The organism is Tautonia sociabilis (genome assembly GCF_003977685.1).
GTDB classification, from domain to species: Bacteria; Planctomycetota; Planctomycetia; order Isosphaerales; family Isosphaeraceae; genus Tautonia; species Tautonia sociabilis.
The window spans coordinates 1-25,690 of sequence record NZ_RYZH01000028.1 but is presented as its reverse complement, the minus strand read 5'-3'; the positions used below and the strand labels follow the sequence as shown (position 1 = coordinate 25,690).

At 69.8% G+C, this 25,690-nt stretch carries 22 protein-coding genes and 1 pseudogene; 11 read left to right on the top strand and 12 right to left on the bottom strand.

What is annotated here, in order from left to right:
• Positions 1 to 54 precede the first annotated feature (54 nt).
• Positions 55 to 717, bottom strand: coding sequence for a DUF4149 domain-containing protein (locus tag TsocGM_RS14850; RefSeq protein WP_126726256.1), 663 nt, complete (start codon positions 715 to 717; stop codon positions 55 to 57).
• A 71-nt stretch (positions 718 to 788) separates the two neighbouring features.
• Complete coding sequence (locus TsocGM_RS14845; RefSeq protein WP_126726255.1) at positions 789 to 1,562, bottom strand: SDR family NAD(P)-dependent oxidoreductase; 774 nt, start codon at positions 1,560 to 1,562, stop codon at positions 789 to 791.
• 142 nt (positions 1,563 to 1,704) lie between these two features.
• On the opposite strand from TsocGM_RS14845, the gene TsocGM_RS14840 reads away from it, so the two are divergent.
• The 8 genes and pseudogenes from TsocGM_RS14840 to TsocGM_RS14805 all read left to right on the top strand — a co-directional run bounded on the left by TsocGM_RS14840 (position 1,705) and on the right by TsocGM_RS14805 (position 8,702).
• Positions 1,705 to 2,208: a dUTP diphosphatase gene (locus TsocGM_RS14840; RefSeq protein ID WP_126726254.1), complete on the top strand. Its 504-nt coding sequence runs from the start codon at positions 1,705 to 1,707 to the stop codon at positions 2,206 to 2,208.
• 158 nt (positions 2,209 to 2,366) lie between these two features.
• On the top strand, positions 2,367 to 3,032 hold the full coding sequence (gene ruvA / locus TsocGM_RS14835) for a Holliday junction branch migration protein RuvA (RefSeq protein ID WP_126726253.1): 666 nt from the start codon (positions 2,367 to 2,369) through the stop codon (positions 3,030 to 3,032).
• A 49-nt stretch (positions 3,033 to 3,081) separates the two neighbouring features.
• Positions 3,082 to 4,191 (top strand): Holliday junction branch migration DNA helicase RuvB, encoded by a 1,110-nt coding sequence (ruvB, locus tag TsocGM_RS14830; RefSeq protein ID WP_126726252.1) that lies wholly within the window; start codon positions 3,082 to 3,084, stop codon positions 4,189 to 4,191.
• 240 nt (positions 4,192 to 4,431) lie between these two features.
• The gene (locus TsocGM_RS14825; protein ID WP_126726251.1) at positions 4,432 to 4,650 is read left to right on the top strand and encodes a hypothetical protein; all 219 of its coding nucleotides are present in this window, start codon (positions 4,432 to 4,434) and stop codon (positions 4,648 to 4,650) included.
• Positions 4,651 to 4,819: 169 nt separating this feature from the next.
• A pseudogene (locus TsocGM_RS14820) lies at positions 4,820 to 5,284 on the top strand (formaldehyde-activating enzyme); the annotation flags it as partial.
• A 45-nt stretch (positions 5,285 to 5,329) separates the two neighbouring features.
• Positions 5,330 to 5,809: a Cys-tRNA(Pro) deacylase gene (ybaK, locus tag TsocGM_RS14815; RefSeq protein ID WP_126726249.1), complete on the top strand. Its 480-nt coding sequence runs from the start codon at positions 5,330 to 5,332 to the stop codon at positions 5,807 to 5,809.
• Between the two features lie 177 nt (positions 5,810 to 5,986).
• Positions 5,987 to 7,399: a pyridoxal phosphate-dependent decarboxylase family protein gene (locus TsocGM_RS14810; protein ID WP_126726248.1), complete on the top strand. Its 1,413-nt coding sequence runs from the start codon at positions 5,987 to 5,989 to the stop codon at positions 7,397 to 7,399.
• A gap of 97 nt (positions 7,400 to 7,496) precedes the next feature.
• A complete protein-coding gene (locus TsocGM_RS14805; protein WP_126726247.1) occupies positions 7,497 to 8,702 on the top strand; it encodes a sialidase family protein in 1,206 nt (401 codons plus the stop codon).
• Positions 8,703 to 8,794: 92 nt separating this feature from the next.
• Here TsocGM_RS14805 and purQ read toward each other — a convergent pair whose 3' ends face one another.
• The 7 genes from purQ to infB all read right to left on the bottom strand — a co-directional run bounded on the left by purQ (position 8,795) and on the right by infB (position 18,775).
• Positions 8,795 to 9,556, bottom strand: coding sequence for a phosphoribosylformylglycinamidine synthase I (gene purQ / locus TsocGM_RS14800; RefSeq protein WP_126726246.1), 762 nt, complete (start codon positions 9,554 to 9,556; stop codon positions 8,795 to 8,797).
• A gap of 281 nt (positions 9,557 to 9,837) precedes the next feature.
• Positions 9,838 to 10,650, bottom strand: coding sequence for an NYN domain-containing protein (locus tag TsocGM_RS14795; RefSeq protein ID WP_126726245.1), 813 nt, complete (start codon positions 10,648 to 10,650; stop codon positions 9,838 to 9,840).
• Between the two features lie 22 nt (positions 10,651 to 10,672).
• Positions 10,673 to 13,612 (bottom strand): phosphoribosylformylglycinamidine synthase subunit PurL, encoded by a 2,940-nt coding sequence (gene purL, locus TsocGM_RS14790; RefSeq protein ID WP_126726244.1) that lies wholly within the window; start codon positions 13,610 to 13,612, stop codon positions 10,673 to 10,675.
• 335 nt (positions 13,613 to 13,947) lie between these two features.
• Positions 13,948 to 14,442: a fasciclin domain-containing protein gene (locus tag TsocGM_RS14785; protein ID WP_126726243.1), complete on the bottom strand. Its 495-nt coding sequence runs from the start codon at positions 14,440 to 14,442 to the stop codon at positions 13,948 to 13,950.
• 624 nt (positions 14,443 to 15,066) lie between these two features.
• Complete coding sequence (locus tag TsocGM_RS14780; protein WP_126726242.1) at positions 15,067 to 15,888, bottom strand: endonuclease III domain-containing protein; 822 nt, start codon at positions 15,886 to 15,888, stop codon at positions 15,067 to 15,069.
• A gap of 53 nt (positions 15,889 to 15,941) precedes the next feature.
• Positions 15,942 to 16,460, bottom strand: a complete 519-nt coding sequence (gene rbfA, locus TsocGM_RS14775) for a 30S ribosome-binding factor RbfA (RefSeq protein WP_126726241.1) — start codon at positions 16,458 to 16,460, stop codon at positions 15,942 to 15,944.
• 140 nt (positions 16,461 to 16,600) lie between these two features.
• A complete protein-coding gene (gene infB / locus TsocGM_RS14770; protein ID WP_233578897.1) occupies positions 16,601 to 18,775 on the bottom strand; it encodes a translation initiation factor IF-2 in 2,175 nt (724 codons plus the stop codon).
• On the opposite strand from infB, the gene TsocGM_RS27095 reads away from it, so the two are divergent.
• Positions 18,758 to 19,153, top strand: a complete 396-nt coding sequence (locus tag TsocGM_RS27095) for a hypothetical protein (protein WP_233578895.1) — start codon at positions 18,758 to 18,760, stop codon at positions 19,151 to 19,153. The two genes, infB and TsocGM_RS27095, sit on opposite strands and share 18 nt — an antisense overlap.
• A gap of 775 nt (positions 19,154 to 19,928) precedes the next feature.
• Here the strand turns inward: TsocGM_RS27095 and nusA are convergent.
• Positions 19,929 to 21,632 carry a transcription termination factor NusA gene (gene nusA, locus TsocGM_RS14765; RefSeq protein ID WP_126726239.1) on the bottom strand — a complete coding sequence of 568 codons (1,704 nt, stop codon included), beginning with the start codon at positions 21,630 to 21,632 and terminating at the stop codon, positions 19,929 to 19,931.
• A gap of 712 nt (positions 21,633 to 22,344) precedes the next feature.
• Between nusA and TsocGM_RS14760 the strand changes: the two genes are divergently transcribed.
• Entirely contained in the window at positions 22,345 to 23,196 is an 852-nt protein-coding gene (locus TsocGM_RS14760; protein WP_233578893.1) for a TatD family hydrolase, read from the top strand.
• A 138-nt stretch (positions 23,197 to 23,334) separates the two neighbouring features.
• Here TsocGM_RS14760 and TsocGM_RS14755 read toward each other — a convergent pair whose 3' ends face one another.
• On the bottom strand, positions 23,335 to 23,709 hold the full coding sequence (locus tag TsocGM_RS14755) for a hypothetical protein (protein ID WP_126726238.1): 375 nt from the start codon (positions 23,707 to 23,709) through the stop codon (positions 23,335 to 23,337).
• Positions 23,710 to 23,888: 179 nt separating this feature from the next.
• Positions 23,889 to 24,098, bottom strand: a complete 210-nt coding sequence (locus tag TsocGM_RS14750) for a hypothetical protein (RefSeq protein WP_126726237.1) — start codon at positions 24,096 to 24,098, stop codon at positions 23,889 to 23,891.
• A gap of 298 nt (positions 24,099 to 24,396) precedes the next feature.
• Here TsocGM_RS14750 and TsocGM_RS14745 point away from each other — a divergent pair, with 298 nt between their 5' ends.
• Positions 24,397 to 25,608, top strand: coding sequence for a DEAD/DEAH box helicase (locus TsocGM_RS14745; protein WP_126726236.1), 1,212 nt, complete (start codon positions 24,397 to 24,399; stop codon positions 25,606 to 25,608).
• Positions 25,609 to 25,690 lie beyond the last annotated feature (82 nt).

Here is a 25,690-nt window from a genome sequence, read left to right as displayed (position 1 = left end):
GGGCCGTCGCACGGTCGTCCTCGGCGGTCGACGCTGCCAACGGCCCGGCATCATTTAGTTTACGACGCGGATTCGGGGGGCTTCCAGGCCGGACCGAGGCCCCTCGGGCTCGGGCTCCCGGAGGGGAGCGACCGCGGGGGAGCCGGCCGCCGTCCTTGCCGATCGCCACCGCTGCTGCTCCTGCCGCCAGCGATCGACGCTGCGTCTGGCCCGCTCGGCGGGGGACGGCTCCGAGACGCCGGGGCCGGTCGGATCCGGCCGGCAGGCGTGGGCGACGACGAGCACGGCGCTCGAGAGGAGCATCAGGGCATTGATGCGGACACTCCTCCGGTGGAGCCGGTCGAACCGGCTTGATTGCTCGGGTCCGGCGTCCCTCGCGGCGTTGATCCGGGGGGTCAGCACGTTGCCGCAATAGAGGTTGCCCAGAACCCCGCCGAGGAGCAGCACAATCTGTGCCAGCGCCCCGGGTCCTCGGAACTCGGGATAGACGAGCACCCCCGAGGTGAAGGCGGCCAGCGCGATCGTCGCCGAGGTCGCCCCCCAGGCGTAGTACCTGGGGAAAAGCGTCCGGACGAATCGGGCGGCCTGTGCCGCCTCGAGCACCTGGAAGATGATCGGCGCGACTCCGAAGGAGAAGAACAGCAGGGCGCCGAGCCAGGCGGCCAGAGCCAGCAGGAAGATGGCATCGAAGAGAGTCAGCAGCGTCCGCGCATCCATTGGGGGAATCGGTGGGCCAGAGGGCTCGAATCGGGTCCGAGGGCTTCGACCGCCGGGGGTATCGTCTCGGATCACGCCCCGGTGCTGGGCCGGGGGGGGCAGACGCCGGCGCCAAGGCCGCCGTCGACGCCCCAGACCTGCCCCGTGATCCAGTCGGCCTGGGGGCTGAGGAGGAAGGCGGCGACGGCGGCGGGCTCGGTGGGCGAGCCGATCCGGCCGAGCGGATGCATGGTGGCGCTGAAGCGGCGCGAGGCCTCGTTCTTGAGCAAGGGCTCGGTCAGGCCGGTTTCGGTCATCCCCGGGGCGACCGCGTTGAACCGGATCTTGGACCGAGCATAGGAGATGGCGGCCGATCGGACCAGGCCCTCGATGCCGGCCTTGGCGGCGGAGATGCCCTCGTGGTTGTTGATCCCCTGCCGGACGGCCACGGTGCTGAAGAGGACGATCGCGCCGGAATTCCGCGACCGCATCGGTTTCAACGCGGCCTTGACGGCGTTGAAGGCGGTGCGAAGGTTGATGTGCAGGGCGGCGTCGAACTCGTCGAGGCTGAGCAGGTGGAGCGGCTTGATGACCACGGAGCCGATGCAATGGGCCAGGCCGTCGAGGCGGCCGAAGGTTTCGACGGCGTTCGCGACGGCCCGTTCCAGGTCGGCGGGGTTGCCGGCGTCTCCGACCTCGGGCCGGGCGACCGGATCGCCGCCGAGTTCCGAGGCCAGCGCTCGGAGGGGCTCCTCGTGGCGGGCGAAGAGGACGACGCGGTCGCCGCGATCGACCAGCATTCGTGCCAGGTGGGACCCGATCCCTCCGGTTGCTCCGTTGATGAGGATGGTCTGGGGGTCGGCCATGGTCGCGTCCCTCCGGGTTCTGAATACACGCCGGGCCCAGGTTGCGTCGATGTCAAGGATGGTGGTGTTGTAGGCCGGCTCCGGGGTCGGTCAACCTGATCGGCCGGCCGGCCGAGTGGCGTCTTTTGGTGAGACGAGTCCCATGCAACTCCGCGTCCGTCGCCTGCACGATCGCGCGATCCTGCCGTCCCGGCACACCCCGAGGGATGCGGGGCTGGACCTCTTCGCCCTCGACGACCTGGTGGTGCGGCCGGGGGAGATCCTCAAGGTCCGCACCGGGATCGCGATCCAGCCGGCATCGCCCCCGTCGGGATCGGAGGCGATCGTCTCGCTGGTCTGGGACAAGAGCGGGCGGGCCGCCTCCGGGCTGAAGACGATGGGAGGGGTCATCGACGAGCCCTACACCGGGGAATTGCTGGTGGTCGTCACCAACTTGAACCTTGGGCCGGTGCTCCGGGCGCTGGCCTCGGGCCCCCAGGAGGGGGTCGAGCGGGCGATGGAGGAGGCCAGCGTCCGCATCCCCTACGGGAAGGCGGTCGCCCAGTTGCTGATCCAGTCGGTGAGGCTGGCGGAACCGGTCGAGGTGGCGGAACTCGACCAGACCGACCGGGGGGACCGGGGATTCGGGTCGAGCGATCGCCTCTGACGATCGGGTTGCCTTGCCCGGCCTTGCGCTCGATCTTTGCCCAAGCGCCGAGAACCCCTTGTCGGATCGGGTCCCACTCGGCAGAATGGTGTACAAAATGCAATCGGAAGCCCGAACCGGGCGGCCGCGCCCTCGAACCGGAGAGGTGGGCGACGATCGTGATCACGCAGATCCGGGGCATCTTGAGGTCGGTGGCGGAGGAGTCGTTGATCCTCGGCGTGGAGCCGTTCTTCGACCTGGAGGTGCTCATCCCCGAGTACGCCCGGCGCCAGCTCCAGGCGAAGGTGGGCGAGCCGGTGGTGCTGCACACGGTGTTCGACATCGAGGGGAACCAGATGTCGGGGAGGATGCGGCCGAGGCTGATCGGCTTCCTCTCTCCGGTGGACCGGGAGTTCTTCGAGGTCTTCTGCTCGGTCGATGGCGTCGGGGTGCGCAAGGCGCTTCGGGCGATGGTCCGGCCGGTTCGGGAGCTGGCGAGGATGATCCAGGACTCGGACCTCCGGACGCTGGCCACGTTCCCGGGGATCGGCGAGGCGACGGCGGAGCGAATCGTCGCCAAGCTGCGCCGGAAGGTGAGCAAGTTCGCGTTGATGGTCGGCCCGGGGACCGAGGACCACGCCGCCGGCTCCCACGAAGCGAACGGCGAGCCCGCCAACGCCGAGCCGGACGTGATCCGGGACACCTACCACGCGCTGCTGTCGGTCGGGCACTCCGAGGCGCAGGCCAGGCAACTGATCGACCAGGCTCTCTCGGGCAAGAAGAAGTACAAGACCGTCGACGCGATGCTGATGGCGATTTACCAGAACGAGGCCCCCGGGAAGTGAGTCGGGAGAGGCCCCGGGCGCGAGTCCGAGTCGAGGAGGGGGGACCGCGATGAGCGCGAGAGAGCCGATCATCACGGGAGGAGGCGGCCCGGCGCCCGGCGACGACGATCGCCGGAGGGGGCACGACGTCCACGACGACCGGCTCCACAAGCCGGCCGACGCGATGGACGAGAAGCTCCGCCCGCAACGCCTGGACGAGGTGATCGGCCAGCGGGCCGTGGCCGAACGGCTCTCGATCGCGCTGGAGGCCTCCCGGAAGCGGGGAGAACCGCTGCCCCACATCCTCTTCGACGGCCCCCCGGGCCTGGGGAAGACGACCTTCGCCACGGTCCTGCATAACGAGCTGGGGGTCGAGCTGGCGATGACCAGCGGCCCGGCGCTGGCCAAGAACGCCGACATCTTGCCGTACCTGACCAACGCCTCGCCCGGGTCGATCCTGTTCATCGACGAGATCCACCGGCTGCCCCGGGTGGTCGAGGAGTTCATCTACCCGGTGATGGAGGACTTCCGGGTCGACATCGTCCTCGGCGAGGGGATGAACGCCAGGACGGTGAACCTGCCGCTGAAGAAGTTCACCATCATCGGAGCCACGACCCGGAGCGGGATGCTCTCGGGCCCGCTCCGAGACCGATTCCACCTGCACGAGCACCTGGAGTTCTACGAGGTCGAGGAACTGGCGAAGATCGTGGCGATCAACGCGGGGAAGCTCCGCACGACGATCACCGAGGATGCCTCGCAGGAGCTGGCCCGGCGGAGCCGGGGAACCCCTCGCCTGGCCAACGCCCGGCTGCGCTGGGTCCGGGATTACGCCGTCGCCCGGGCCGACGGGCACATCACCCGGACCATCGCGGTCGACGCGCTCGACATGCAGGAGGTGGACATCGAGGGGCTCGACCGCCAGGACCGCCGCTACATCGAGACGATCATCCGAGTCTTCCGGGGAGGGCCGACCGGGGTGGAGGCCCTGGCGGCGACAATGAACGTGGCGGTCGACACGCTGACCGACGAGGTCGAGCCGTATTTGCTCCGGCGCGAGTTCATCGTCCGCACCCCCCGGGGCCGTCGAGCCACCGAGTCGGCCTACCGGCATCTCGGGCTCGAACCTCCGGAGCCCGAGCCGACCTTCGACCTTTCGGACCAGCCCCGCCTCTTCGACTGATCGATGCGATCGGGAGCAGGCCCCGTTATTTCCCCCCGTTTTCTTAACTCACCCATCCCCGACCGCGGAAGGGTCCTTCCAGAAACGGGCCGACGAGGGCCCCGGGGCAATGGCCAACGAGCCGCTTGGTCGCGGGGTGAGACCGAAGCATTCGGTACGAGGCAGAAGACCTGATCGTCACGACGGGGAGCGACGGCGCGTACCTCGGACAACCACATCCATGCAACTCCGATTCAGCGCATGAACGGGGGGATGGCGATGGAGGTTCGGTTCTCGTTTGATCGGGTGGCCGAGACGGTTGGCCTCATCGCCCGGCATCCGGACTACCCGGGGAAGGACCGGGTGATCGCGTCGTGCTTCGAGGAGGTGGAGGAACTGGCGAAGGCCGGTCGGATCACCGCCGAGCAGAGGGAGACGCTCCGGGAGATTCTCGGGGTGGGAGGGAGGAGCTCCTGCTGAGGGGGTTGGGTGCCGGGGAGGGCCCGGGGGGCCGATCGTCGCTGTCGCTGGGCAGGAGGCGACCGCCCGGCAGGAGGGCGGGCCGATCCGGGGGTCGGCGGATCGGCGGGCGGCGGCTTCCCAGGAGCCGGCCGCTTGGCGATGATGGAGGACCCGGGGACGCCCCCCGGTCGATGGGGAAGGAGGCGGAGCCGCGATGAGCGATCGGATCCTGAGCGGCGATCAGGCGAAGGGGCATACGCGGGTCTTCGCGCTGCTGAACAGCGATGTGCAGGTCCGGCCGGCGACCGTGATGGTCAGCAAGGTGACGGTGCGGGACGGCTCGTCCACGAACATCCTGATGGGGACGGTCCAGGCGGCGGTCGCCAACGGGGTGCTCGACGCCGTTCGGGCCGGCGACATCCCCTGGGAGAAGGTCAACGACCTGGGGATCATGGACTCCGTCGGGCTGGGTCCGGCCGTGACGACGGTCGACCGGCTCGACCCCGAGGCCCTGTTCCGGATCCACCGAGAGGCCACGGCGAAGGTCATGGGCAAGGCGATGCGCCTCGAGCCGACGATCGACTGGCTGCGGGTGGACCAGGAGAAGGGGGAACATCACGACCACCGGCTTGGGCGCGACGGCCAGTTGTAACCACTGATTCCGCAGGAGGATTCGCCGGAGGAGGGGTCGGTGTCGATGGCGAAGACGAATGCCGTCCGCCTGCTGGAGCGGCAGGGGATCGGCTTCGAGTTGAGGGCCTATGAGGTTGACCCGGACGACCTGTCGGCCGAGTCGGTCGCCCGGAAGGTTGGCCTGCCTCCGGAGCAGGTGTTCAAGACGCTGGTCGCCCGGGGAGAGACGCACGGGATCTGGCTGGCGGTCGTTCCTGGGGACTGCGAGCTTGATCCGAAGGCGATGGCCCGAGTCACCGGGGACAAGAAGGTGGACACGGTCCCGCTCCGGGAGGTCGAGCCGCTGACCGGCTACGTCCGGGGAGGGGTAACCGCCCTCGGCTGCAAGAAGCCGTACCCGGTGGTGCTGGACGAGACGGCGGAGCTGTTCGAGGTGATCTCGATCTCCGCCGGAGCCCGGGGGCTCCAGATCCTCCTGTCGCCGGCCGACTACATCCGGGCGGTCGGAGCCCGGGTGGCGGCGATCTCGAGGGCGAAGCGGTAGCCGCCAGGCTCGGGAGCCTTCGGCCGAGGGAGCCGCCTGGCCTTCGATTGGGGGAGGAGCGGCCCCCCCCTGGGTTTCGGGCCTGGGGGACGGACGGTCCGAGAGGGAATCCGCCCACATCGCGACGCTCTCGGCCGGTCGGCCGGGAACGCGCCCGACTCGAGACCGAGGAGAGGCATGACCCCTGACGAGTTCCGGTCGGCCGGACACCGGCTGATCGACTGGATCGCGGACTACCGGGAGACGATCGGTCGGCATCCGGTGATGGCTCGGACCGAACCGGGGAGCATCCGGGAGCAGCTCCCGGCGGCTCCCCCGGAATCCCCGGAGGACCTGGAGGCGTTGATCGGCGACCTGGAGCGGATCCTCCTGCCGGGGATCACCCACTGGCAGCATCCCGGGTTCTTCGGCTACTTCCCGGCGGTGGCCTCGCCGAGCAGCGTGCTCGGCGACCTGCTCAGCACGGGGCTGGGGGTGATCGGGCTGTCCTGGCAGGCGTCGCCGGCGCTGACCGAGCTGGAGGAGGTTGTCCTCGACTGGATGAGGCAGGCGGTCGGGCTTTCGGAGCAGTGGCGGGGGGTGATCCAGGACTCGGCGTCGACGAGCACCCTGGTGGCCCTGATCTGCGCCCGGGAACGGTCGAGCGCGTTTGGGCTCTCCCGGGGGGGGTTGCAGGGGGTGTCGTCTCCGCTGGTGGTGTACGCCTCGGAACAGGCGCACAGCTCGGTGGAGAAGGCGGCGCTGCTGGCCGGGTTCGGCAAGGAGCACGTGCGATCGCTCCCGGTCGACTCGGAGTTCGCCCTCGACCCCGAGGCCCTCTGCCGGGCGATCCGAGCCGACCGGGCCGCGGGGAAGACCCCGTGCGCCGTGGTGGCGACCACCGGGACGACCGCCTCGACCGCGATCGACCCGGTGGGACGGATCGCCGAGGAGATCGCCGGGCAGGGGCTCTGGCTGCACGTCGACGCCGCGATGGCCGGCTCGGCGATGATCCTGCCCGAATGCCGACACCTCTGGGAGGGGGTCGAGCGGGCCGACTCGGTCGTCCTGAACGCCCACAAATGGCTGGGAGCGGCGTTCGACTGCTCGCTGTACTACGTCCGGGACCCCCAGCACCTGGTCCGGGTGATGTCGACCAACCCGAGCTACCTCCGATCGGCGGCCGACGACCGGACGGTCAATTACCGGGACTGGGGCATCCCGCTCGGCCGACGCTTCCGGGCGCTGAAGCTCTGGGCCTTGCTGCGGATGGAGGGGCTGGAACGGCTCCGATCGAGGCTCCGGCGCGACCTGGAGCTTGCCCGGTGGCTCGCCGATCAGGCGAGATCGACGCCCGGCTGGCGCGTCGTGGCGCCGGTCCCCCTCCAGACGGTCTGCCTCCGGCACGAGCCGCCGGGCCTCGACGCAGAGGAGCTGGACCGGCACACCCTGGCCTGGGTCGACCGGGTCAACCGGTCCGGGGAGGCGTTGCTCACCCCGGCGATCCTCGAGGGGAGGTGGATGGCCCGCGTCTCGATCGGCGCCGAGGCCACCGACCGGGGGCGGGTGGAATCGCTCTGGGAACGGCTGCGCCGGGAGGCCGAGGGATGAGCTCGCGCTCGATTTGGGGATCGCGAGCAGTGGCGAGGGGGGCGAAATCGGGCTAGGATCGGCCCATCGCCGCCCCCAGGACCGGGAGATTGCTGAGATGGCCCCTTCGCTCGACTCCGTTCTTGTGCTCGTCCTCTCGCTCTGCCTCGCTCCGGTCGAGGCGAGGGGGGAAGGTCCCGAACCCGCCCCTCCCCCCGAAGACGGGAAGGAGATCACTCGCCTCGACCTCTCGGACCAGGACGGCCGCCGGGTGGTGGTCGATCGCGAGGAGGGGCAGTACCTCGGCCATCCGACCACCGTGCTGCTGGAAGACGGCCGGACGATGATCGCCGTCTACCCGAAGGGGCACGGCCGGGGCCCGATCGTCATGAAGCGGAGCGTCGATGGCGGCCTGACCTGGAGCGATCGCCTGCCGACGCCGGAGAACTGGGCCTCGTCGCAGGAGACTCCCACCATTCACCGCGTCATCGACGCCGAGGGGAAGCGGCGCTTGATCCTGTTCTCCGGCCTGTATCCGATCCGCATGGCCGTCTCCGAGGATGACGGGGAGTCGTGGTCCCCCCTGGAGCCGATCGGGGACTTCGGCGGGATCGTGGCGATGTCGAGCGTGGAACGCCTGGCGGACGGGTCGTACCTGGCCCTCTTCCACGACGACGGCCGGTTCTTGACCGGAAGCGGTCGGGCCTGCCGGTTCCGAGTCTTCGCCACGAGATCGGCCGACGGCGGCCTGACCTGGGGGCCTCCCGAGGTGATCGCCGAGCACCCCGAGGCCCACCTCTGCGAGCCGGGCCTGATCCGATCCCCGGACGGGAGGCGGATCGCCGTCCTCCTCCGAGAGAACAGCCGGCGCTTCCCCTCGTTCGTCATCGTCTCCGACGACGAGGGGAAGACCTGGTCCGAGCCCCGGGAGGTGTCGCTGGCGCTGACCGGCGACCGTCACGTCGGGAAGTACGCCCCCGACGGCCGCCTGTTCATCTCGTTCCGGGACACGGCGCCGGGAAGCCCGACCCTCGGGGACTGGGTCGCCTGGGTGGGCACCTTCGACGACATCATCCAGGGCCGGTCGGGGCAGTACCGCGTCCGGCTCATGGACAACACGAAGGGGGTCGATTGCGCCTACCCCGGGGTCGAGGTCCTGCCGGACGGAACCATCGTGACGACGACCTATGGGCACTGGGACGAGGGGGAGCCCCCGTACATCGTCAGCATCCGGCTTTCTCTCTCCGAGCTGGACGCGATGGCCGACCGGGAGGGCGCCTCCCCTCAGGGAGAGTCGGCGCCGGAATCGCCGACCGACCGATAAGAGCGCTCGAGAGGAGTCTTCGACCCGAGGCGATCTCGGGGCGGAGAGGTCGACCGGGGGCTCGTCCGCCGCTGGGGAGGCCCCGGGGGGGCTTATCGGATCGCGTCGACCGCCCCCCGGAAGATCCGGAGGCCGTCCCCCTCGGGCCTCGGGTGGAGCCGGGTCCACCTCGGGTGCTGGATGAACTCGATGAACCGCTCCGGGTGCGGCATCAGGCCGAAGATGCGGCCGGTTGGGTCGACGACGCCGGCGACACCTCGGGGGGCGCCATTGGGGTTGGCCGGATACGACTCGGTGGGGAGGCCGTGCTCGTCGGCGTACCGGAGGGCGAGCTGACCGGATCGGTCGAGCGCCTCGAGGGCGTCGGCGCTCTCGGCCACGAACTTCCCCTCGCCGTGGGCGACGGGCAACTCCATCGGGGCGTCGTCGGGGAGGAACGGGGATCGGGCGCCGGGGGAACGGACGAGGCGGACCCAGCGGCACTCGAACCGGCCGGAGTCGTTCTGGGTGATCGTGGCCCGGCTCGGGCCGGGGAGCAGGCCGGCCTTCACGAGCACCTGGAAGCCGTTGCAGATGCCGAGGATCAGGCCTCCTCGGTCGTGGAACCGCCGGAGCGCCTCGTCCAGCGCCCCGAGCCGGGTGGCGAGGATCCGGCCGGCGCCGAGGTCGTCGCCGTAGCTGAAGCCTCCCGGGAGGGTCAGGATGCCGAAGGCGTCGAGGGACTTGGGGCGTTCGAGCAGGCGGTCGACGTGGACTGTCTCGGCCTCGGCGCCGGCGCGCTCCCAGGCGGCGACCGTCTCCTCGTCGCAGTTGGTGCCGGGGGCCCGGAGGACGATCGCTCGGGGGGTGCTCATGTCCGTGTCGTCGGCGAGGGGCGAGGATGGGAAATCGGCGGGTCGAGACTCAACCGAAGGGCGGGCAGGGCGCGCCGGTCGACCCCGGCAAGCTCCCGGACCCTGGGGGAGCGATGAGGTCCGGTGCTCCCCCCGAGTCGGAGGCCGAGGGGAGGGGGCGGGAGCAACCCCGAGCGGACGACGACCACGATCGGCGGGGCTCAGTCCTCGTCGGAGCCGAGGTCGGTACGGCCGTTCGACGGGGTCTGGCCGAGAATGCGGTCGCGGCCCGGGGCCGCTCTCTAGTAGTCGGACGAGGCGTCGTAATCGGGGTTGGCGCGATAGGACAGGTCGTGGCGGAGCAGGTCGGCCTCGTAGATCTGCACGACGAAGTCGGCGGCGATCTTCAGGCGGGAGCTGGCTCCCTTGAGCGAGTCGTCCCGGGAACCGCGCCGAAACTCGACGACGCCAACGTGCTTGGACCGGTTCTTGACGTAGTTGATGCCGGGGATGCCGTCGGCGTCTCCGGAGATGAGCAGGGCGATGTCGTAGGTGTCCTGGAGGGCCACCATGTCGACGGCCATGCTCGTGTCGAGCCCCTTCTCCGTGAGGTTGTGGTGCAGCAGGTCGACCTTCCAGTGCCCCTCCTGGCGGATCTCGACGAAGTCGGTGGCCGACTGGACGCCGTGATAGAAGCGCTTCTTGCGCTCCAGGGCGCGGCGCTTGCCCTCGTACCAGTCTCGGGTCTCGGCGAAGCAGAGGGCCCAGGCCTCGTCGAGTCGGCGTTCGGGGGGGACGTCGGGCTGCTTGCGGATGACGTCCTCGATGTAGCTGTCCCGAAGGCGGGGGTTGAGCTCGAAGCGGTTGCGCAGCCGGTTCTCGGCCTTGGAGTCGTTGAGGTCCCACTCGTCCATCTTACCGACGACGTACCAGTAGATCCGGGCGTGCTGGGCCGAGGCCCAGGGGGCGCCCTCGGCGAAGGTGCGGCCCCAGTGGCTGACGCTCTGCTCAAAAATGTAGCGATAGAACGAGCCGTAGTCGTCGACGCGGAGGTTCAGGTGCTTCAGGACGCCGTCGAGATTCGAGCCGTCGACGAAGGTGACGAAGCGCTGCATCGGCGCGATCCTTCCGGGCGGGTCACCGGTTCAGAGGAGGATGGATGACAGGATCAAAACCATGATCATTGATCGGACGGAGCCAGCGTGCCCGGAGTTCGGACACGGTCGCATCAATCAAGGTCGTCTCCTGGAGCCCCCGGACGACCAGTCGGGGAGGACCGGCGCCGGGGTCGGAGACCGAACCGAGCCGGCCCACGGGAAGGCCAGCGAAGAGATCCAGCACGTCGGACACGTCGGCGGGCCGAACCTCGATCAGGAATCGGGACGGGGACTCGGAGAAGAGCAGCACCGGGTCGATCGCGGCGGAGTCGGGGCAGGGGACGTCTCGGAGGGAAACCTCGGCCCCGAGTCCTCCGGCCAGGCACATCTCCGCGACCGAGACGGCAAGGCCCCCCTCGCTGAGGTCGTGGCAGGAGCGGATCAGGCCCCGAGCGATCGCGGAGAAGAGCGCCCGGAAGGTGGCCAGGCCGGTCGGGGGATCCACCTTCGGCACGAGGCCTCCGGAGAGGCCGAGGATCTTCAGGTAGGAGGACCCTCCCAGCTCTTCCCTCGTCTGGCCGACCAGGAGCAGCGTATTGCCGGGCTCCTTCAGGTCCATCGTGACGCATCGGCGGGCGTCGGGGACCTGGCCGATGGCGGAGATCAGCAGGGTCGGCGGGATCGCCAGGCTCTTCCCCTCGTGGGAGTATTCGTTGTAGAGGCTGTCTTTGCCGGAGATGAAGGGGGTCCGGTAGGAGAGGGCCAGGTCGTGGCAGCCCTGGGCGGCCAGGACGAGCGAGCCGAGCGTCTCGGGACGCTCGGGATTGCCCCAGCAGAAGTTATCGAGCAGGGCGATCCGATCGGGGTCGGCACCCACGGCGACCACGTTGCGAATGGCCTCGTCGATGACGTTGCCGGCCATGGCGTAGGGGTCGAGGTCGCCGTACCGGGGATTCAGCCCGCAGCCGACGGCGAGCCCCCGGTTCGACCCCCGGACGGGGAGAACCACGGCGGCGTCCCCCGGCCCCTCCTCCCGAGGACCGACCAGCGGCTTGAGGACCGTGCGGCCCTGGACCTCGTGGTCGTACTGGCGGATGATCCACTCCTTGGAGCAGACGTCCCAGTCGTGCAGCAGGGCAAGCAGGTCGGGGGTGTAGTCGTCGCGATCGGGCAGGGGGACGGGCCGTTCCGGGGGAGGGGAGAAGGTGGCCTTGCGGACAACCTTCGGCCGCCCCTCGTGGAGGAACCGCATCGAGAGGTCGCCGACGACCTGGCCGTGATAGCGGAGCGTCAGGCGGCCGGTGTCGACGAATCGGCCGAGGTCGGTCGCCTCGACCCCCTCGGAGGCGCAGAGCGCGACCAGTTCCTCGAGGTGCTCGGGGGGGACGGCCAGCACCATCCGCTCCTGGGCCTCGGAAATCCAGATCTCGGTATACGAGAGCCCTTCGTATTTGAGCGGGGCCTTCTCCAGGTCGACCTCGGCCCCGAGGGCGGCCCCCATCTCGCCGACGGCGGAGCTAAAGCCGCCGGCTCCGCAGTCGGTGACGGCTCGATAGAGGCCGAGGTCCCGGGCTCGGAGCAGCGCATCGAGGACCATCTTCTCGGTGATCGCGTTGCCGATCTGGACGGCGCCGCCGGAGAGTTCCTCGCTCTCGCCGGTCAGCTCGGCGGAGCTGAACGTGGCGCCGTGGATGCCGTCCCGACCGGTCCTCCCGCCCAGGGCGACGATCCGGTCCCCCGGCTCGACCGACTTGAACGCCTTCCCCCGGGGGAGGACCCCGACCGTGCCGCAGAAGACCAGAGGGTTGGCCAGGTAGCGCTCATCGGCGACGACGGCGCCGTTGACGGTCGGGATGCCCATGCGGTTCCCGTAGTCTCGGACGCCGGCCACCACGCCCTTGAGGACGCGTCGAGGGTGGAGAACGCCGCCGGGGAGGGCCTCGGCGGGGAAGTCGGGGGGGGCGACGCAGAAGACGTCGGTGTTGCAGATGGGCTTGGCGCCGAGCCCGGTGCCCATCGGGTCCCGGATCACGCCGCCGATGCCGGTGTTGGCGCCGCCGTACGGGTCGATGGCGGAGGGGTGGTTATGGGTCTCGACCTTGAAGCAGACGTCGTGGTCGTCGTCGAACCGGATGACCCCGGCGTTGTCCTCGAAGACCGAGACCAGCCAGTCGAGGCCGTCGGCCTCGAGGTCCTTGGTGGCCTTGAAGATCGTCTGCTTCAGGAGGTTGTCGATGATCTCGCCGTCGAACTCGACCCGGCCGCGGAGGGTCTTGTGCGAGCAGTGCTCGCTCCAGGTCTGGGCGATGGTTTCCAGCTCGGCGTCGGTGGGGTCTCGGCCGAGGTCGAGGAAGTGGTCTCGGATGGTCCTCATCTCGTCGATTGAGAGCGAGAGCTGCCCCTCTCGGCTGGTCCGCATCAGCGCGGCATCATCCATGGACCGCAGGGGGATCTCGATGCGACGAAAGGCGTAGGGCCTCCCCTGGCCGAGGTGGTCGAGGGCCAGTTCGCCGACGACCGCGACCTCGACGGCGTCGTTGGCCAGCACTCGACGGATGAGCGCCGGCAGGGCGTCGGCCGGGCCTTCGAGGGTGTAGGAGCGGACGGACCGGACCTCGGCGACGGCCAGCCCCAGGCCTCGGAGGACGGCCCGGGCGCTCTCGGCCACCGGGTCGGTGACGCCGGGGCGGGGGAGCACGTGCACGATCGAGGAATCGCCTCCGTTCCGGGCCCGGGCCCGGGCCCCGCCCTCGGCCCGGCAGGGCGCGATCGTGAACGTCTCGACGATTGGGTCGGCGAGCACCTGCTCGGCGGCCCGACGCAAGTCGGATTCGTCGAGGTCACCCTCGATGAGGAACCCCCGGGCGGATCGGACGGACCAGGGGCCGGGAAGGCCGAGATCGGCGGCCTCGGCGGCCACCCGGTGCCCTTCCGAGTCGGAGAGGCCAGGGGCCGGATCGATTTGGAGATGCCAGAGCATGAAAGCGTTCGATTTCGGTGTCCGACTCGGAGGGCGTTCTTGACGATTCCAGCGGGCGTTGTGTCCAGGAGGGCGAGCGACTCCGGCCCGATCCGGAGGGGGAGCGAGCCGTCTCGAGGAGGGACAGCCAAAGCGCGGTGGGGGTCAGTTGGCCGTTCGATGACAGGTCATCAGGAGGAGTATCTTGAATCGGGACGCTCCGCGTCAAGACGGTGCCTCGTCCGACCGGCATCAACAACGACGGCCCGCTCACCCCGATGAGCGGTGAGCGGGCCATTCACGTTCCGATGCGGTTCAGTACGGGGTCCGACCGCGACGATCGGATCGTTGCTTGCTTACTTGGACGGCGTTTCAGCGGGGGGGAGGATCACGGTGTCAATCACGTGGATCACGCCGTTGGAGCAGGCGATGTCGGTCTGGACCACCTTGGCCTGATCGACGCGCACCGTGTTTCCGGAGACGCTGATCGTGACCTTCGGGCCGGCGGCGGTGGCGACCTTCTCCCCGTCGAGCTTGACCACGTCGGCGGCCAGGACGTTCCCCGGAACGACGTGGTATTTCAAAATCGTCGCCAGCTTCTCCTTGTTCTCCGGCTTCAACAGATCGTCGAGCGTCCCCTCGGGCAGCTTCGCAAACGCCTCATTGGTCGGGGCGAAGACGGTGAATGGCCCCTCGCTGGAGAGCACCTCGACGAGGTCCGCCGCCTTGACCGCGGCGACCAACGTGCTGAAGGCGTCGTTGCCGGCCGCGGTCTCGACGATCGTCTTCTCTTGGCCGAAGACCGGAGCGCTGAGCGAAAGGGCGAACGCAAGAGCGGCGAATGTGCGCATAAGTCGATCTCCTTGGTCGCAGCCTATCGGATGCGCAAATCGTTCGTTCCGATCGAAGCCCCCCCCGAAGCGAGTTCTTCGATCGGCCGTCGGTGTTGTAGGCCGGTCCGCTCGTTCGTCGAGAGAAACACAGCAAAAAATTCCACAAGCGCCGCGCATCAGGCCCTGGCGGCTGTGCGATCCTCGAACCCGCTTCGCTCGTTGAGGTCGGTGGGAGGGAGCACGAGCGATGACGCGAGGCGGAAGAGAAGAGCCAACCGCCGGGGGTGCCGCGCGGCGGAACGCGATCGACGGGAACGCCGATGCGGGTGGCTCGGGCCCTCCGGGCGCGGCGAACCGCCGGGGGAGGACCGCCTCGCGATCTCCGTTCCGGTCGCGGCGAGGAGACACGGGGGTACGGGATCGATGAGGGGATCCCCATCGAGCCGGGAGGATGGAAGGGATCGAGAGCCGAGAGGGCAGCGCCTCGGCGAGCGCGAGGGAGAACTCTCCGAGGCGGCTTGCCCGCGGGTTGTCGGTTCGAGCGCGATGGAGCCAGATTGGATGGAAGCGGGAAGCCGATCGGTGCTCAGGAAACGGTTCCGGCGCCGATGGTCGTCCCGCCGCGCGCCGCGGCGACCGGGCTCACTTGGAACGGGGAGCGCGACTTCGGGCGGGCTTGGCCTCGCCATCGCCCGAGGGCGAGGAGCGTCGGCGACCGGTGGCGGCAGCGGCCTCGGAAGCTACTTTGGCGTCGGAGGCGGACCTGGCGGCGGGGGCGGCTTTGGCAGCGGCCAGCCGAGTCTGGCCCGTCGGACACAGTTTGACGACCACACACGCGACGCAACGCGGATCGTTCGCAACGCAGGTATCGTGGGCGAGTTCTTCGAGCAGGCCGAGGACCTGAGGACCGCGGGCCTTGGGCACGGCGCGCTCCAGGGAGCCCCGGATCGCCTCGGCGGGAGTCCCCTCGTCGGCGAAGCCGAGGCGGGTCAGGACCCGGGCGATCGGTTCATCGACCGGCATCGCGTGGCCGCCGAGCGCCTGCTGGACGACGGTGGCGAGCACGAAGTCGGACCTCAGCGCCTCGAATTCCTGGAGGGACTTGATCGACTCCTTGAGCGGCTTCTTGCCCAGGTGGTCGAGGTCGAACTTGTAGGTCCGGGTGAACAGCTGCCGGAGGAACTTTCGGATGCGTTGCGCCTTGCCCTCGGGGTCGGGCAGTCCGGAGAGGGTGTCTCGAATCTCCTCGACGGAGCTGACGCGGAGTTCGTTCCAGTCGAAGAAGGTGTCTCGGAAGCGGCTCATCGCCTGGTTGGCCTGCTCCCGGGTGGTGCCCTCATGGCAGATCCCGAAGAGGACCGCTTCCAGCACCGACATCTTCGCCTCGCTCGGGCCGAGCTGATAGTGCTTGGCCAGCGGGGGTTGAATCTTGTCGAGCAATTGCGACTTGCTGGGTGCGGCCATGAGTGTCTTGGGGTCCGGAGCGAGATCGGGTCGAAGAGTCGGGAGCCGGGGGATCACTCGGCGGGAAGGCGATCGGCCCCGGGGGATTCGGTGTCGGTGTCGGTGTCGACCGCAAGGTGAACATCCACATCACCGTCGGCCGAGGGTGAGGGGACGGGCTCGGAGGAGTCCTCGACGGAGGGTTGGACGCCCGCTTCGGTCGGGTCGGGCTCTCCCCGGGCGCGGCGGTCGGCGGCGAGGGTTTCGTCGATGAGTCGGGACATGGCGACCGACCGCTTGACGCCCTGGTCGAGCTTGAAGGAGAGCAAGGGGGTGTATCGGGTCTTCAACCGGGAGGCGAGCCGGGACTGAAGGAAGCCGGCGGCGGACTGGAGGCCTCGGAGGGCGAGCTTTTGTTTCCCCTCGTCCCCCATGACCGAGACGAAGACGGTGGCGTGCTTCAGGTCGGCGGCGACCTCGGCGTTCAGGACGGTGACGCCCTGGACGCGGGGATCGGCGACCTCGAAGAGCACGGCTGAGGAGACCACCTCGCGGACGGCCTCGTTCAGGCGCTCGATGCGGTGCGAGGGCATGGGGAGGGGCCTCGGGCGGTCGTTGCGATGCGGATGCGTCGGATGCGGCGGCGGTGCTCAGGCCGGCCCGGGACGACTCGACCCCTCCCCGCGCCGGAAGGGGGGCGGGGGGAGGGGCCGGGGGTCGGGGGCGGGGGAGGTCAGAGGGTACGGCGGATGACCTCGACGCGGTAGGCCTCGATGACGTCGTCGACCTTGATGTCGTCGAACTTGGCGATCTTGATGCCGCACTCGAAGTTCTCGCGAACCTCTCGGACGTCGTCCTTGAAGCGGCGGAGGGCCTCGATGGCACCCTTGTAGATCTCTCGACCTTCCCGGATGATCCGGGCCTGGGCGTTGCGCTCGATGACCCCTTGGGTCACGAAGCAGCCGGCGACGGTGCCCGCGCCGCCCCGGGAGATCTTGAAGACCTGGCGGACGACCGCGCGGCCGAGGTGGACCTCCTTGATCTCCGGTTCGAGCCGGCCCTCGATGGCCTGCTTGATCTCGTCGGAGACCTGGTAGATGATGTCGTATCGACGGATATCGATCTGCTTTTCCTCGGCGAGGCTGACGGCCCGGTCCTCGGGGGCGACGCGGAAGCCGATGACGATCGCCTCGCTGGCGTCGGCCAGCATGACGTCGCTCTCGGTGATCCCGCCGACGCCGCGGTGGAGGATGCGGACGGGGACCTCGTCGTTCTCGAGCTTGTCGATCTCCTTGATCAACGCCTCGAGCGAGCCCTGGACGTCGGCCTTGAGGATGACGTTGAGGCTCTTGACCTTTTGCTCGGCCATCTTGCTGTAGAGGTTCTCCAGCGTGATGGCCTTGGTCTCGCCGAGGCTGGCGCCCCGGGAGCGGGTCCGGCGGGTTTCGGCGACCTCTCGGGCCTGGCTGATGTCCTCGAGCACGGCGAACTTCTCGCCGGCGGTGGGGACGGCGTCCAGGCCGGAGATCTCGACGGGGGTGGAGGGGCCGGCCTCCTGGATCGAGCGGCCCTGGTCGTCGAAGAGGGCTCGGACGCGGCCGAACCCCTCGCCGCAGACGATGGCGTCGCCGACGCGGAGGGTGCCGTCCTGAACGAGCACGGTGGCGATGACGCCGCGCCCCTCGGAGATCTCGGCCTCCAGGCAGGTGCCGGTGGCGGGGCGGTCGGGGTTGGCCTTGTACTCGTAGACCTCGGCGATGGTGGCCAGGGTCGCCAGCAGGTCGTCGACGCCCTGGCCGGAGACGGCCGAGGTGCGGACGACCGGCACGTCGCCGCCGTATTCCTCGGGGATGAGTCCCTCGGCGCTCAGCTCGCCGAGGATGCGGTTGACGTTCCCCTCGGCGCCGGGCAGGTCGATCTTGTTCAGGGCGACGACGATCTGGACGCCGGCGGCCTTGGCGTGGGCGATCGCCTCCTTGGTTTGGGGCATGACGCCGTCATCGGCGGCGACGACCACCACGGCGATGTCGGTGACGTTCGCCCCTCGGGCCCGCATGGCCGTGAAGGCCTCGTGGCCGGGGGTGTCGACGAAGGTCACTCGGCGGCCGTCCTGCTCGACCTGGTAGGCGCCGATGTGCTGGGTGATGCCCCCGGTCTCGCTGGCCACGACGTTGGCCTTGCGGATGTAGTCCAGCAGCGAGGTCTTGCCGTGGTCGACGTGGCCGAGGATGGTGACGATCGGAGGGCGGGGCTGGAGGTGTTCGGGGGCGGTTTCCTCGGCCCGGGCGTCCTCGAGGAGCCGATCGAACTGATCCTCGGCGGTTTCTTCCCGGACGATCGCCAGTTCGACACCGAATTCCAGAGCCAGCTCGATGGCGGCGTCCTCGTCGAGTGTGGTGTTGATGGTCACCAGCTGGCCGGTGAGGTCCATCATCCGGCGCATGAGCTGGTTGGCCTTGATGCCGATGGCCTCGGAGAGGGAGCGGAGGGTGATAGGCGGCTCGATCTCGGCGGAGGTCTTTCGGGGGGTGACGGCGGCTCCTCGGCTCTTATGCCGCTTCGGGCCGCGGCGGCGCCCGCCGTCCTCGTCGGAGTCAAGCAGCGCGGCGGCGGGGACCGGGGAGGCGACGCGGTCCTTGGCGCGTTCCTGTCGGGCCTTGCGGCGGCCGGCGCGGTCGGTGGCGCCGCCGAAGCGGCCGCCAACGCCGCCCCCCTTCCCCTTGCGTTCCTCGTCTTCGAAGTCGGCTCCCTTGCCCCGGGCGTGGCCGCCGGGGACGGAGCCGCGGGGGGTCGGGCCGGTGGGCAGTCCGACCGGAGGGACCGCCGGGCCCCCTTCGGGCCGAGGGCCCCGGGCTGCTTCCCGACCGGGAGGGGGAGGAGCGGTGGGCAGTTGCCCGCGCCGCATCATCTCCAGCATCTCTTCCCGGGTGAAGCGGCGCTGGGGCTGGACGTGGCCGCCGGGGGCCGGGCCGCCGGGCCGGGGGCCTTCCGGGCGCTTGGGGGGGCCGCCGGGAGAGGCCACGGGGGGCAGGGGACGGCCGCCGCCGCCGGAGGCGACCGGAGGAAGCGGGCGGCCGCCGGGGCGGCGTCCCTCGCCTCCGCCCTCGCCGGGACGACGGGGAGGGCCCGCCGGGGCGGGTCGCCCCGAGGAGACTGGGCGGGTGCCGGCTGGGCCGATGTAGTCGCCCCGCTCCAGCGGCCGGTGCCCCTGCTGGGGAGGGGAGCCGCCGGGCCGGGGTCGGGGGGGCTCGCCCATCCCGCCACCGGCCAGACCGGTCGGGTGTGATCCGGCGGGACGGGAGCCGGAACCGGTTCGGGTGTGTCCGGCCAGGGGGCCGGCCTGCCGAGGAGCCTGGGTCGGGGGGGTCTGCGACATGGGGGGGGAGGGCCTGGGGGCGGGGCCGGCCGGAGGTTGGGACAACGAGGGCCCTGGACGGGCCTCGGTCCCGGTCGGCGTGGGAGGCTCCGCGGCGGGGGGAGTCTGAGACGGCCGGGAGGACGGAGGGGCCGGGGCGCTCGCGTTCGCGGCAGCCTCCGCGGTCCGGGGAGAGGCGGCGGTCGGGCTGATGGCGAGGGCCTCCGCGGTCGGGGTCTTCGGGGCCGATTCCGATTCCGATGCGGTTGTGGGTGCGGGGGTCGGTGTGGGAGGCGTGCCGGCGGCTGCTCGGGGAGCCGCCGCGGGCTGATCGGCGTGCATGCGCCGCCGGATCTCGTCGGCCGTTTCCTCGTCGACTCCGGCCACGGCGCTGGGCTTAACGTCCAGTCCCCATTCTTGGATCCGATCGATCAGGTCTTTGGCCTTGTCCAGCCCGAGTTCCTTCGCCAGCTCATGGACACGTAGTTTCGCGGACAACGGCTCCTCCTCCAGGCTTGGCACGCTCCCTGACGATCGGGGCGGCCCGGTCGGTATTGTGGTCTCGACCGACCGCTCGTGCCAGGCCAATTTCCCGGTCCTCCCGCCCGCAACGCGGCCGGGTTGGCCCGGTGCGAAGCTCAGGAGGGGGGGGCGGCGGGGGCGTCGCGATCGGCGCGCGGCGGTCGTAGGGGGACCGTCGCGGGGGTCATGGCTGATTGGGATCCATCTCGGTAGGCTCCGGAGAGTCCGGCCCCGGGGTCTCGGCCTCGGCGGTCGAGGGGGCGTCGGTCGGGGGGGGCGGGGGGGCCGTTCGATCCCCTGCCTCGGCGGTGGCCTTGGTCGGGGGCCGGTGGTCGGCCCGATCGGTCAGGATGGTGCTGGGGCGGATTCCCGTCTCGTCCTGCAGGTCGTCCTCGGGGTTCTCCTCGTCGACCGGGGGATGCGTCACCTCGTGCCCCCGGTGTTCGAGGTGGCCGGCCTCGTCGGCCAGGTCCAGGTCATGCGACCCGTAGGCCGCCTCCTCGCCGTCGGGCTCCAGGTCCGGGGAAACCTCCTCCAGGGAGGGCTCCTCCGCCTCGCCCAATTCGGATTCGACACCGGCTTCCCGGGTCGGGTCGCGCTCCGGCTCCTCCTCGAGGGGGGACGGGAGCTGGTCGGTGGCGATTCCCTCGGCGCCCGACTCCTCGGGGGTGGGGGCCTCGGACTCGGGGGCCGGAGCAGCGGCGGCGGGACGGCCTCCCTTGCGGCGCGGCAGCTCTTCCTGCTCGGCCTGCTCGGCCAGTTGCTCGGCCTGGGAGACGAGGGACCGTGCGAGTTCTTCGTCCAAACCCTCGATGGTGTTCACCAGGTCGTCGATCTCCATGATCGACAGGTCGTCGTAGCTGAGGATGCCCTGCTCGACAAGGCGGTTGGCCAGGTCGGTGTCACACCCCTCCAGCGCGGAGAACTGGCCGACGGCCTTGTCGATCAGCTCGTCGAGCTCCTCGCCGGTCATGATCTCGATGTCCCAGCCGACGAGCTTCGACGCCAGCCGGACGTTCTGACCGCGGCGGCCAATGGCCAGGGAGAGCTGGTCGTCTCGGACCAGGACGATGGCGCGACCAAGCAGGTTGCAGAGCAGCACCTCCTCGATCTCGGCCGGCTGCAAGGCGTTGGGGATGAGCACCTGCAGCGCGTCGTTCCAGCGGACGATGTCGATGCGCTCGCCGCCCAGCTCGTCGACGATGTTCTTGATGCGGGTCCCCCGAACGCCGACGCAGGCGCCGACGGCGTCGACCTTCTGGTCGAGCGAGCTGACGGCCACCTTCGAGCGATAGCCGGCCTCCCGAGCCAGGGCCCGGATCTGGATCGTCTGGTCGGCGATCTCGGGGATCTCCAACTCGAAGAGGCGGCGGACGAAATCGGGGTGGGTGCGGCTGAGGATGATCTTCACGCGCTGCCCGACCTTGCGCACGTCCAGCACAATGGCGCGGACCCGCTCGCCGGGATGGTGGCTCTCGCCGGGGATCGACTCGCTGCGGGGGAGCAGGGCGTCGGTCTTCCCCAGATTGACGGTGACGGCCCCCCCCTCGAAGCGCTGGATGGTGCCGGTGACCATCTCGCCGCGAAGAACGTCGAACTCGTCGAAGAGCGTGTCGCGCTCGGCCTCCCGGATCTTCTGGATGATGACCTGCTTGGCGGTCTGGGCGGCGATCCGGCCGAAATCCGGCGGCTCGACCGATTCCCCGTCCTTGAGGGTGGCGATCCTCCCCGTCTCGGGATCGATCGTGACCTGGATGTCGTTGGCGTCGGGATAGTGCTTCCGGGCGGCGGTCGCCAGCGCCGACTGCAAGCCCTCGAAGAGGACTTCCTTGGGGATGTTCTTCTCTCGGTGGATACTATCCACGATCCGGACCAGATCGACGCTCATCCAACTCCTCCGACGCGAGTGGCGGGACCGGCCTCGCGGCGGCGTCCCGACCCTCCGGTGCGCGACGATGGGGGCTCTCCGACGGGCCCGACCACCGCGGTGCAACCGGACGCCGCGATCGCAGCGTCGTTGGACCTCGACCGATCCGGGCCCTCCGGTGACGATCGACCGGAGGGGATCATCGTCGCCGAAGACTCGCGACGGCGAGCGAATCCGGAGCCGGAAGGACGCCCCAACCCGGAGCCGAGGCGCATCGCACCAACCTCGACCCACTTGCTTACTCTATCGACGTCCTCCGCCGGCTGTCAAGCGGCCGGAAGGACCCTGCTCCGGCGGCCGTCCGCGCTCCCCAGGAGAGGGACCGGGATCGTCCCCGGGTCGCCTGGTCAGCCACGAGAGCCATCGCAAGAATACAGACTGCGCACCATGAGAGGACTGGAGCGAATGGGCCGAATCGCCGGCCGTCGCGTCGCGGAGGGCCGGGAGTCGATTCCGTGATCAGGCGTTTACGAGCCGATCGAGTGATCGCCGGTCGAGCTCGACGAACCGGGAGGGGAGGAGGACGATGGGGGGGGCCTCCCGGACGCACCCGGGATTCCAGGATCCGGGAGATCCTGCCTGAGTGGAGAGAGCGGCTCGGGGGAGCGCCCTCGAGGGCTCGGGCGGAGGTCGGAGCGGATCGCAGTCACGATGGTTCGAGAGGAGCGGGGGAGTGGCAGTCGAGGAACCAACCGTCGGCCCGGATCGAGCGGCCCGACTGGTCGATACACACGCTCATCTGGACGATCCGAGGCTCTCGAAGGAGCTCGACGCCGTGCTGGCTCGGGCGATCGACGCGGGGGTCGTGCAGGTTGTGGCGATCGGCACGACGGCCGATTCGAGCCGGGAGGTCGTCCGGCTCTCGGGGTCGAGGAGGGGGGTGTTCTCGGCGGTGGGGATCCAGCCGAACCACGTCGCCGAGGCGAGGCCGGGGGACTGGGAGCAGGTGGTATCGCTCGTCGGGGAGCCCGGGGTCGTGGCGGTTGGGGAGACGGGCCTGGATCGCTACTGGGACCACACCCCGTTTCCCCAGCAGCAGGAGGAGTTCGATCGTCACCTTGCGCTGGCGGCCGATCGGGGGTTGCCCGTTGTGATCCATTGCCGGCAGTGCGAGGAGGAGATCATCGCCCAGCTCGAACGGCTCGGCCGGCCGATCTCGGGGGTGTTGCACTCGTTCACCGGGACGTGGGACGATGCCCAGGCGTTCCTCGCACTGGGGCTGCACCTGTCGATCGCGGGGATGATCACCTTCCGGAACCCGACGCTCGATCCGCTGCGGCAGGTCGCTGCTCGGATCCCTCTGGACCGGCTCCTTGTCGAGACCGATAGCCCGTACTTGAGCCCGCATCCGTTCCGGGGGAAGACCAACGAGCCCTCCCGGGTGGCCGTGACCTGCGCCCGGATCGCCGAGCTGCGCGGCCTGGAGTTCGAGACGCTGGCGGAGGCGACGACCCGGAATGCTCGGGGCCTCTTCCGGCTGGACGCCGAGGAGGTGCTCAACCGAGGGACTCCGGCCCGGGATTGACCCGCTCGGGGCGGGATCCGGGTCCGGTCGAGCCTGGCGGCGGGGCTCCGAGGGGAGGAGCGGGGGCGAGTGGAGGTGGATCGGATTCGCCCCGCTCCGGGCCCTCGAGGCCTCGGCCCGTTCTCCGATCGGCGCCGATCAGTGATCGTCGCCGAGGACGATCTCGGTCAGTTGCTCGGCGGTTGACTCATGAAAGCTGAGGCCGCGGCGGTGCAGCTCATGGTGCAGGCGGAGGGCGATGCGGTGCAGCTCGGGGGAGTCGATGCGCCAGGCGATGTCGGCCAGCTCGGCGGGAGAAACCTCGCCGAGGCTGCGGTCGCGGCGTTCGAGCTCGGATTCGAGCCGGAGCACGGTTTCGAGCAGCTCGGCGTGGGTCTGCTCCGAGCCGCCGAGGACGAGACATTGCTCGCCGTTGATGATCCGCCGGGTCGCGTCGACGTCGTCGAGGCCCAGCCCAACCAGCATGGCCCGGAGCCGTCGCCGGGGCCGGGGCTCCGAGGGGTGCGTCGTCATCAAGGGTTGGCCTTTCGCGAGTGGGGAGTCGGTCTCGGTCCGACGCGGCGGCTCGGATCGGGCCGGTGGGCCCCGGCCGCCACGGCTTTCATATCGGCTCCCCGACGGCGACGGGCCAGCGCCCAAGGGGGGGAATCGGCCCCCCCGGCCGGCCCAAGGCGGACCCCTCCTCACGCCTCTTACGACCCGCCCAGCAGTTCCCGGACGGTTGCCTTGGCGACCCGGTAGGCGTGGCGGACCGTCATGGCCCTCGCCTCGATCTGCTCCTCGTTGAACAGCCGCCCCTCGCTGGGGGGCAGGCCGGCCAGGGCGATCGTCAGGGGCATCAGATCCAGAAACTGGCGATACTTCTGCTGGATGTCGCCGCTGGCGGGGGTCTGGTCGGCCATCGCTCTCGCACTCCCGAAGGCCAGGAAGAGGTATCCTCGCCGGGGGCCGGCCCGGATGGGGGTGAGGCCCGGCCGAACCGCCCGAAGGGATCGTTCGTACCCAGAGAAAAAGCCTATCGGCGGCGCGGGGCGCCCCGCAAGAGCCGCCCGGGAAGGTCCCATCGTCCCATCGATCGGACTTGACCGGGGCCGCCTCTGGAAGTACGGTGGAAAGATCGCGAAAATCTGTACCATCAGGGCGTCACCGTACGCCTGATCCTTCCTCTTCCCTCGACCATCCCCCACGAGGAGGTCCTGTTTGATCCAGCGAGCCGCCGAGGAGCCGGAACCCGGCTTCTCCGACCTGGGGCTGAGCCCCGAGATGCTCGATTCCCTGCGCCGCGCCCGCTACGTCACCCCCTCTCCCATCCAGGCCGCCGTCATCCCCGAGGCCCTGGACGGCAATGATGTGATCGGCCAGGCCAAGACCGGCACCGGCAAGACCGCCGCCTTCGGCATCCCGCTGATCGAGATGCTGGAGGAGCGCGGCAAGGGGCCTCAGGCCCTGATCCTCGCTCCGACCCGCGAACTCGCCCAGCAGATCGTTGCCGAGCTGGAGAAGCTGGCGATCAACCACGACGTGGCGATTTGCGCCGTCTATGGCGGGCAGCCGATCGACAAGCAGCTTCGGGCGTTGCAGCGCGGCGTCGACATCGTCGTCGGCACCCCAGGTCGCGTCATCGACCACATCCGACGCGGCAGCCTGTACCTCGGCGACGTGGTCCACGTCGTCCTGGACGAGGCCGACCGCATGCTCGACATCGGGTTCCGGCCCGACATCGAGAAAATCCTCCGACGGGTCCCCGACCCGCACCAGACGCTGCTCCTGTCGGCCACCATCGATCCGGAGATCCGGCGCCTGGCCGACACGTACATGTTCGAGCCGGTGGAGCTGCTCCTCTCCAAGGACGAGCCCTCGGCCGAAACCGTCAACCAGTTCTACGTCACCGTCGACCAGGACCGGAAGACCGAGCTGCTGCTGCACCTGCTTCGCAAGGAGAAGCCGACGCAGTGCATCGTCTTCACCCGCACCAAACGCGGGGCCGATCGCCTGGCCGCTCGCATCAATCGCGTCGTCAAGGGCGTGGCCACCATCCACGGCGACCTGCCCCAGACCGCCCGAGACAAGGTGATGAAGGCGTTCCGGAGCGGCGAGATCCCCGTGCTGGTGGCCACCGACGTGGTCGGCCGGGGCATCGACGTCACCGGCATCAGCCACGTGATCAACTACGACATCCCAGAAGACCCGGAGAACTACGTCCACCGGATCGGCCGTACCGGCCGGATGGGACGCAACGGCGTCGCCTACCTGTTCGTCACCCCCGAGCAGGGCGAACCGCTGACCAACATCGAACTGCTGATGAACCGCACCATCCCCCCCTTGCCGCTGGACGACTTCGTCGCCCACGATCCCGAGGCGAAGGCCCGCAAGAAGGAAGGGGCCTTCCGAGAGCTGTTTAGCTATCTGTGATGGGATCCGGGCGACTCCCCTCGCCCGATCGGCGACCGACCCCGGTCGCACCCGAGCCGGAGGCGAATCGATCGGCGGGCCG

Coding starts and splice junctions, on each gene's coding strand:
- TsocGM_RS14850 (WP_126726256.1), bottom strand. CDS start 717: ATGGATGCGCGGACGCTGCTGACTCTCTTCGATGCCATCTTCCTGCTG.
- TsocGM_RS14845 (WP_126726255.1), bottom strand. CDS start 1,562: ATGGCCGACCCCCAGACCATCCTCATCAACGGAGCAACCGGAGGGATC.
- TsocGM_RS14840 (WP_126726254.1), top strand. CDS start 1,705: ATGCAACTCCGCGTCCGTCGCCTGCACGATCGCGCGATCCTGCCGTCC.
- ruvB (WP_126726252.1), top strand. CDS start 3,082: ATGAGCGCGAGAGAGCCGATCATCACGGGAGGAGGCGGCCCGGCGCCC.
- TsocGM_RS14825 (WP_126726251.1), top strand. CDS start 4,432: ATGAACGGGGGGATGGCGATGGAGGTTCGGTTCTCGTTTGATCGGGTG.
- ybaK (WP_126726249.1), top strand. CDS start 5,330: ATGGCGAAGACGAATGCCGTCCGCCTGCTGGAGCGGCAGGGGATCGGC.
- TsocGM_RS14810 (WP_126726248.1), top strand. CDS start 5,987: ATGACCCCTGACGAGTTCCGGTCGGCCGGACACCGGCTGATCGACTGG.
- TsocGM_RS14805 (WP_126726247.1), top strand. CDS start 7,497: ATGGCCCCTTCGCTCGACTCCGTTCTTGTGCTCGTCCTCTCGCTCTGC.
- purQ (WP_126726246.1), bottom strand. CDS start 9,556: ATGAGCACCCCCCGAGCGATCGTCCTCCGGGCCCCCGGCACCAACTGC.
- TsocGM_RS14795 (WP_126726245.1), bottom strand. CDS start 10,650: ATGCAGCGCTTCGTCACCTTCGTCGACGGCTCGAATCTCGACGGCGTC.
- purL (WP_126726244.1), bottom strand. CDS start 13,612: ATGCTCTGGCATCTCCAAATCGATCCGGCCCCTGGCCTCTCCGACTCG.
- TsocGM_RS14785 (WP_126726243.1), bottom strand. CDS start 14,442: ATGCGCACATTCGCCGCTCTTGCGTTCGCCCTTTCGCTCAGCGCTCCG.
- TsocGM_RS14780 (WP_126726242.1), bottom strand. CDS start 15,888: ATGGCCGCACCCAGCAAGTCGCAATTGCTCGACAAGATTCAACCCCCG.
- rbfA (WP_126726241.1), bottom strand. CDS start 16,460: ATGCCCTCGCACCGCATCGAGCGCCTGAACGAGGCCGTCCGCGAGGTG.
- infB (WP_233578897.1), bottom strand. CDS start 18,775: ATGATGCGGCGCGGGCAACTGCCCACCGCTCCTCCCCCTCCCGGTCGG.
- nusA (WP_126726239.1), bottom strand. CDS start 21,632: ATGAGCGTCGATCTGGTCCGGATCGTGGATAGTATCCACCGAGAGAAG.
- TsocGM_RS14755 (WP_126726238.1), bottom strand. CDS start 23,709: ATGACGACGCACCCCTCGGAGCCCCGGCCCCGGCGACGGCTCCGGGCC.
- TsocGM_RS14750 (WP_126726237.1), bottom strand. CDS start 24,098: ATGGCCGACCAGACCCCCGCCAGCGGCGACATCCAGCAGAAGTATCGC.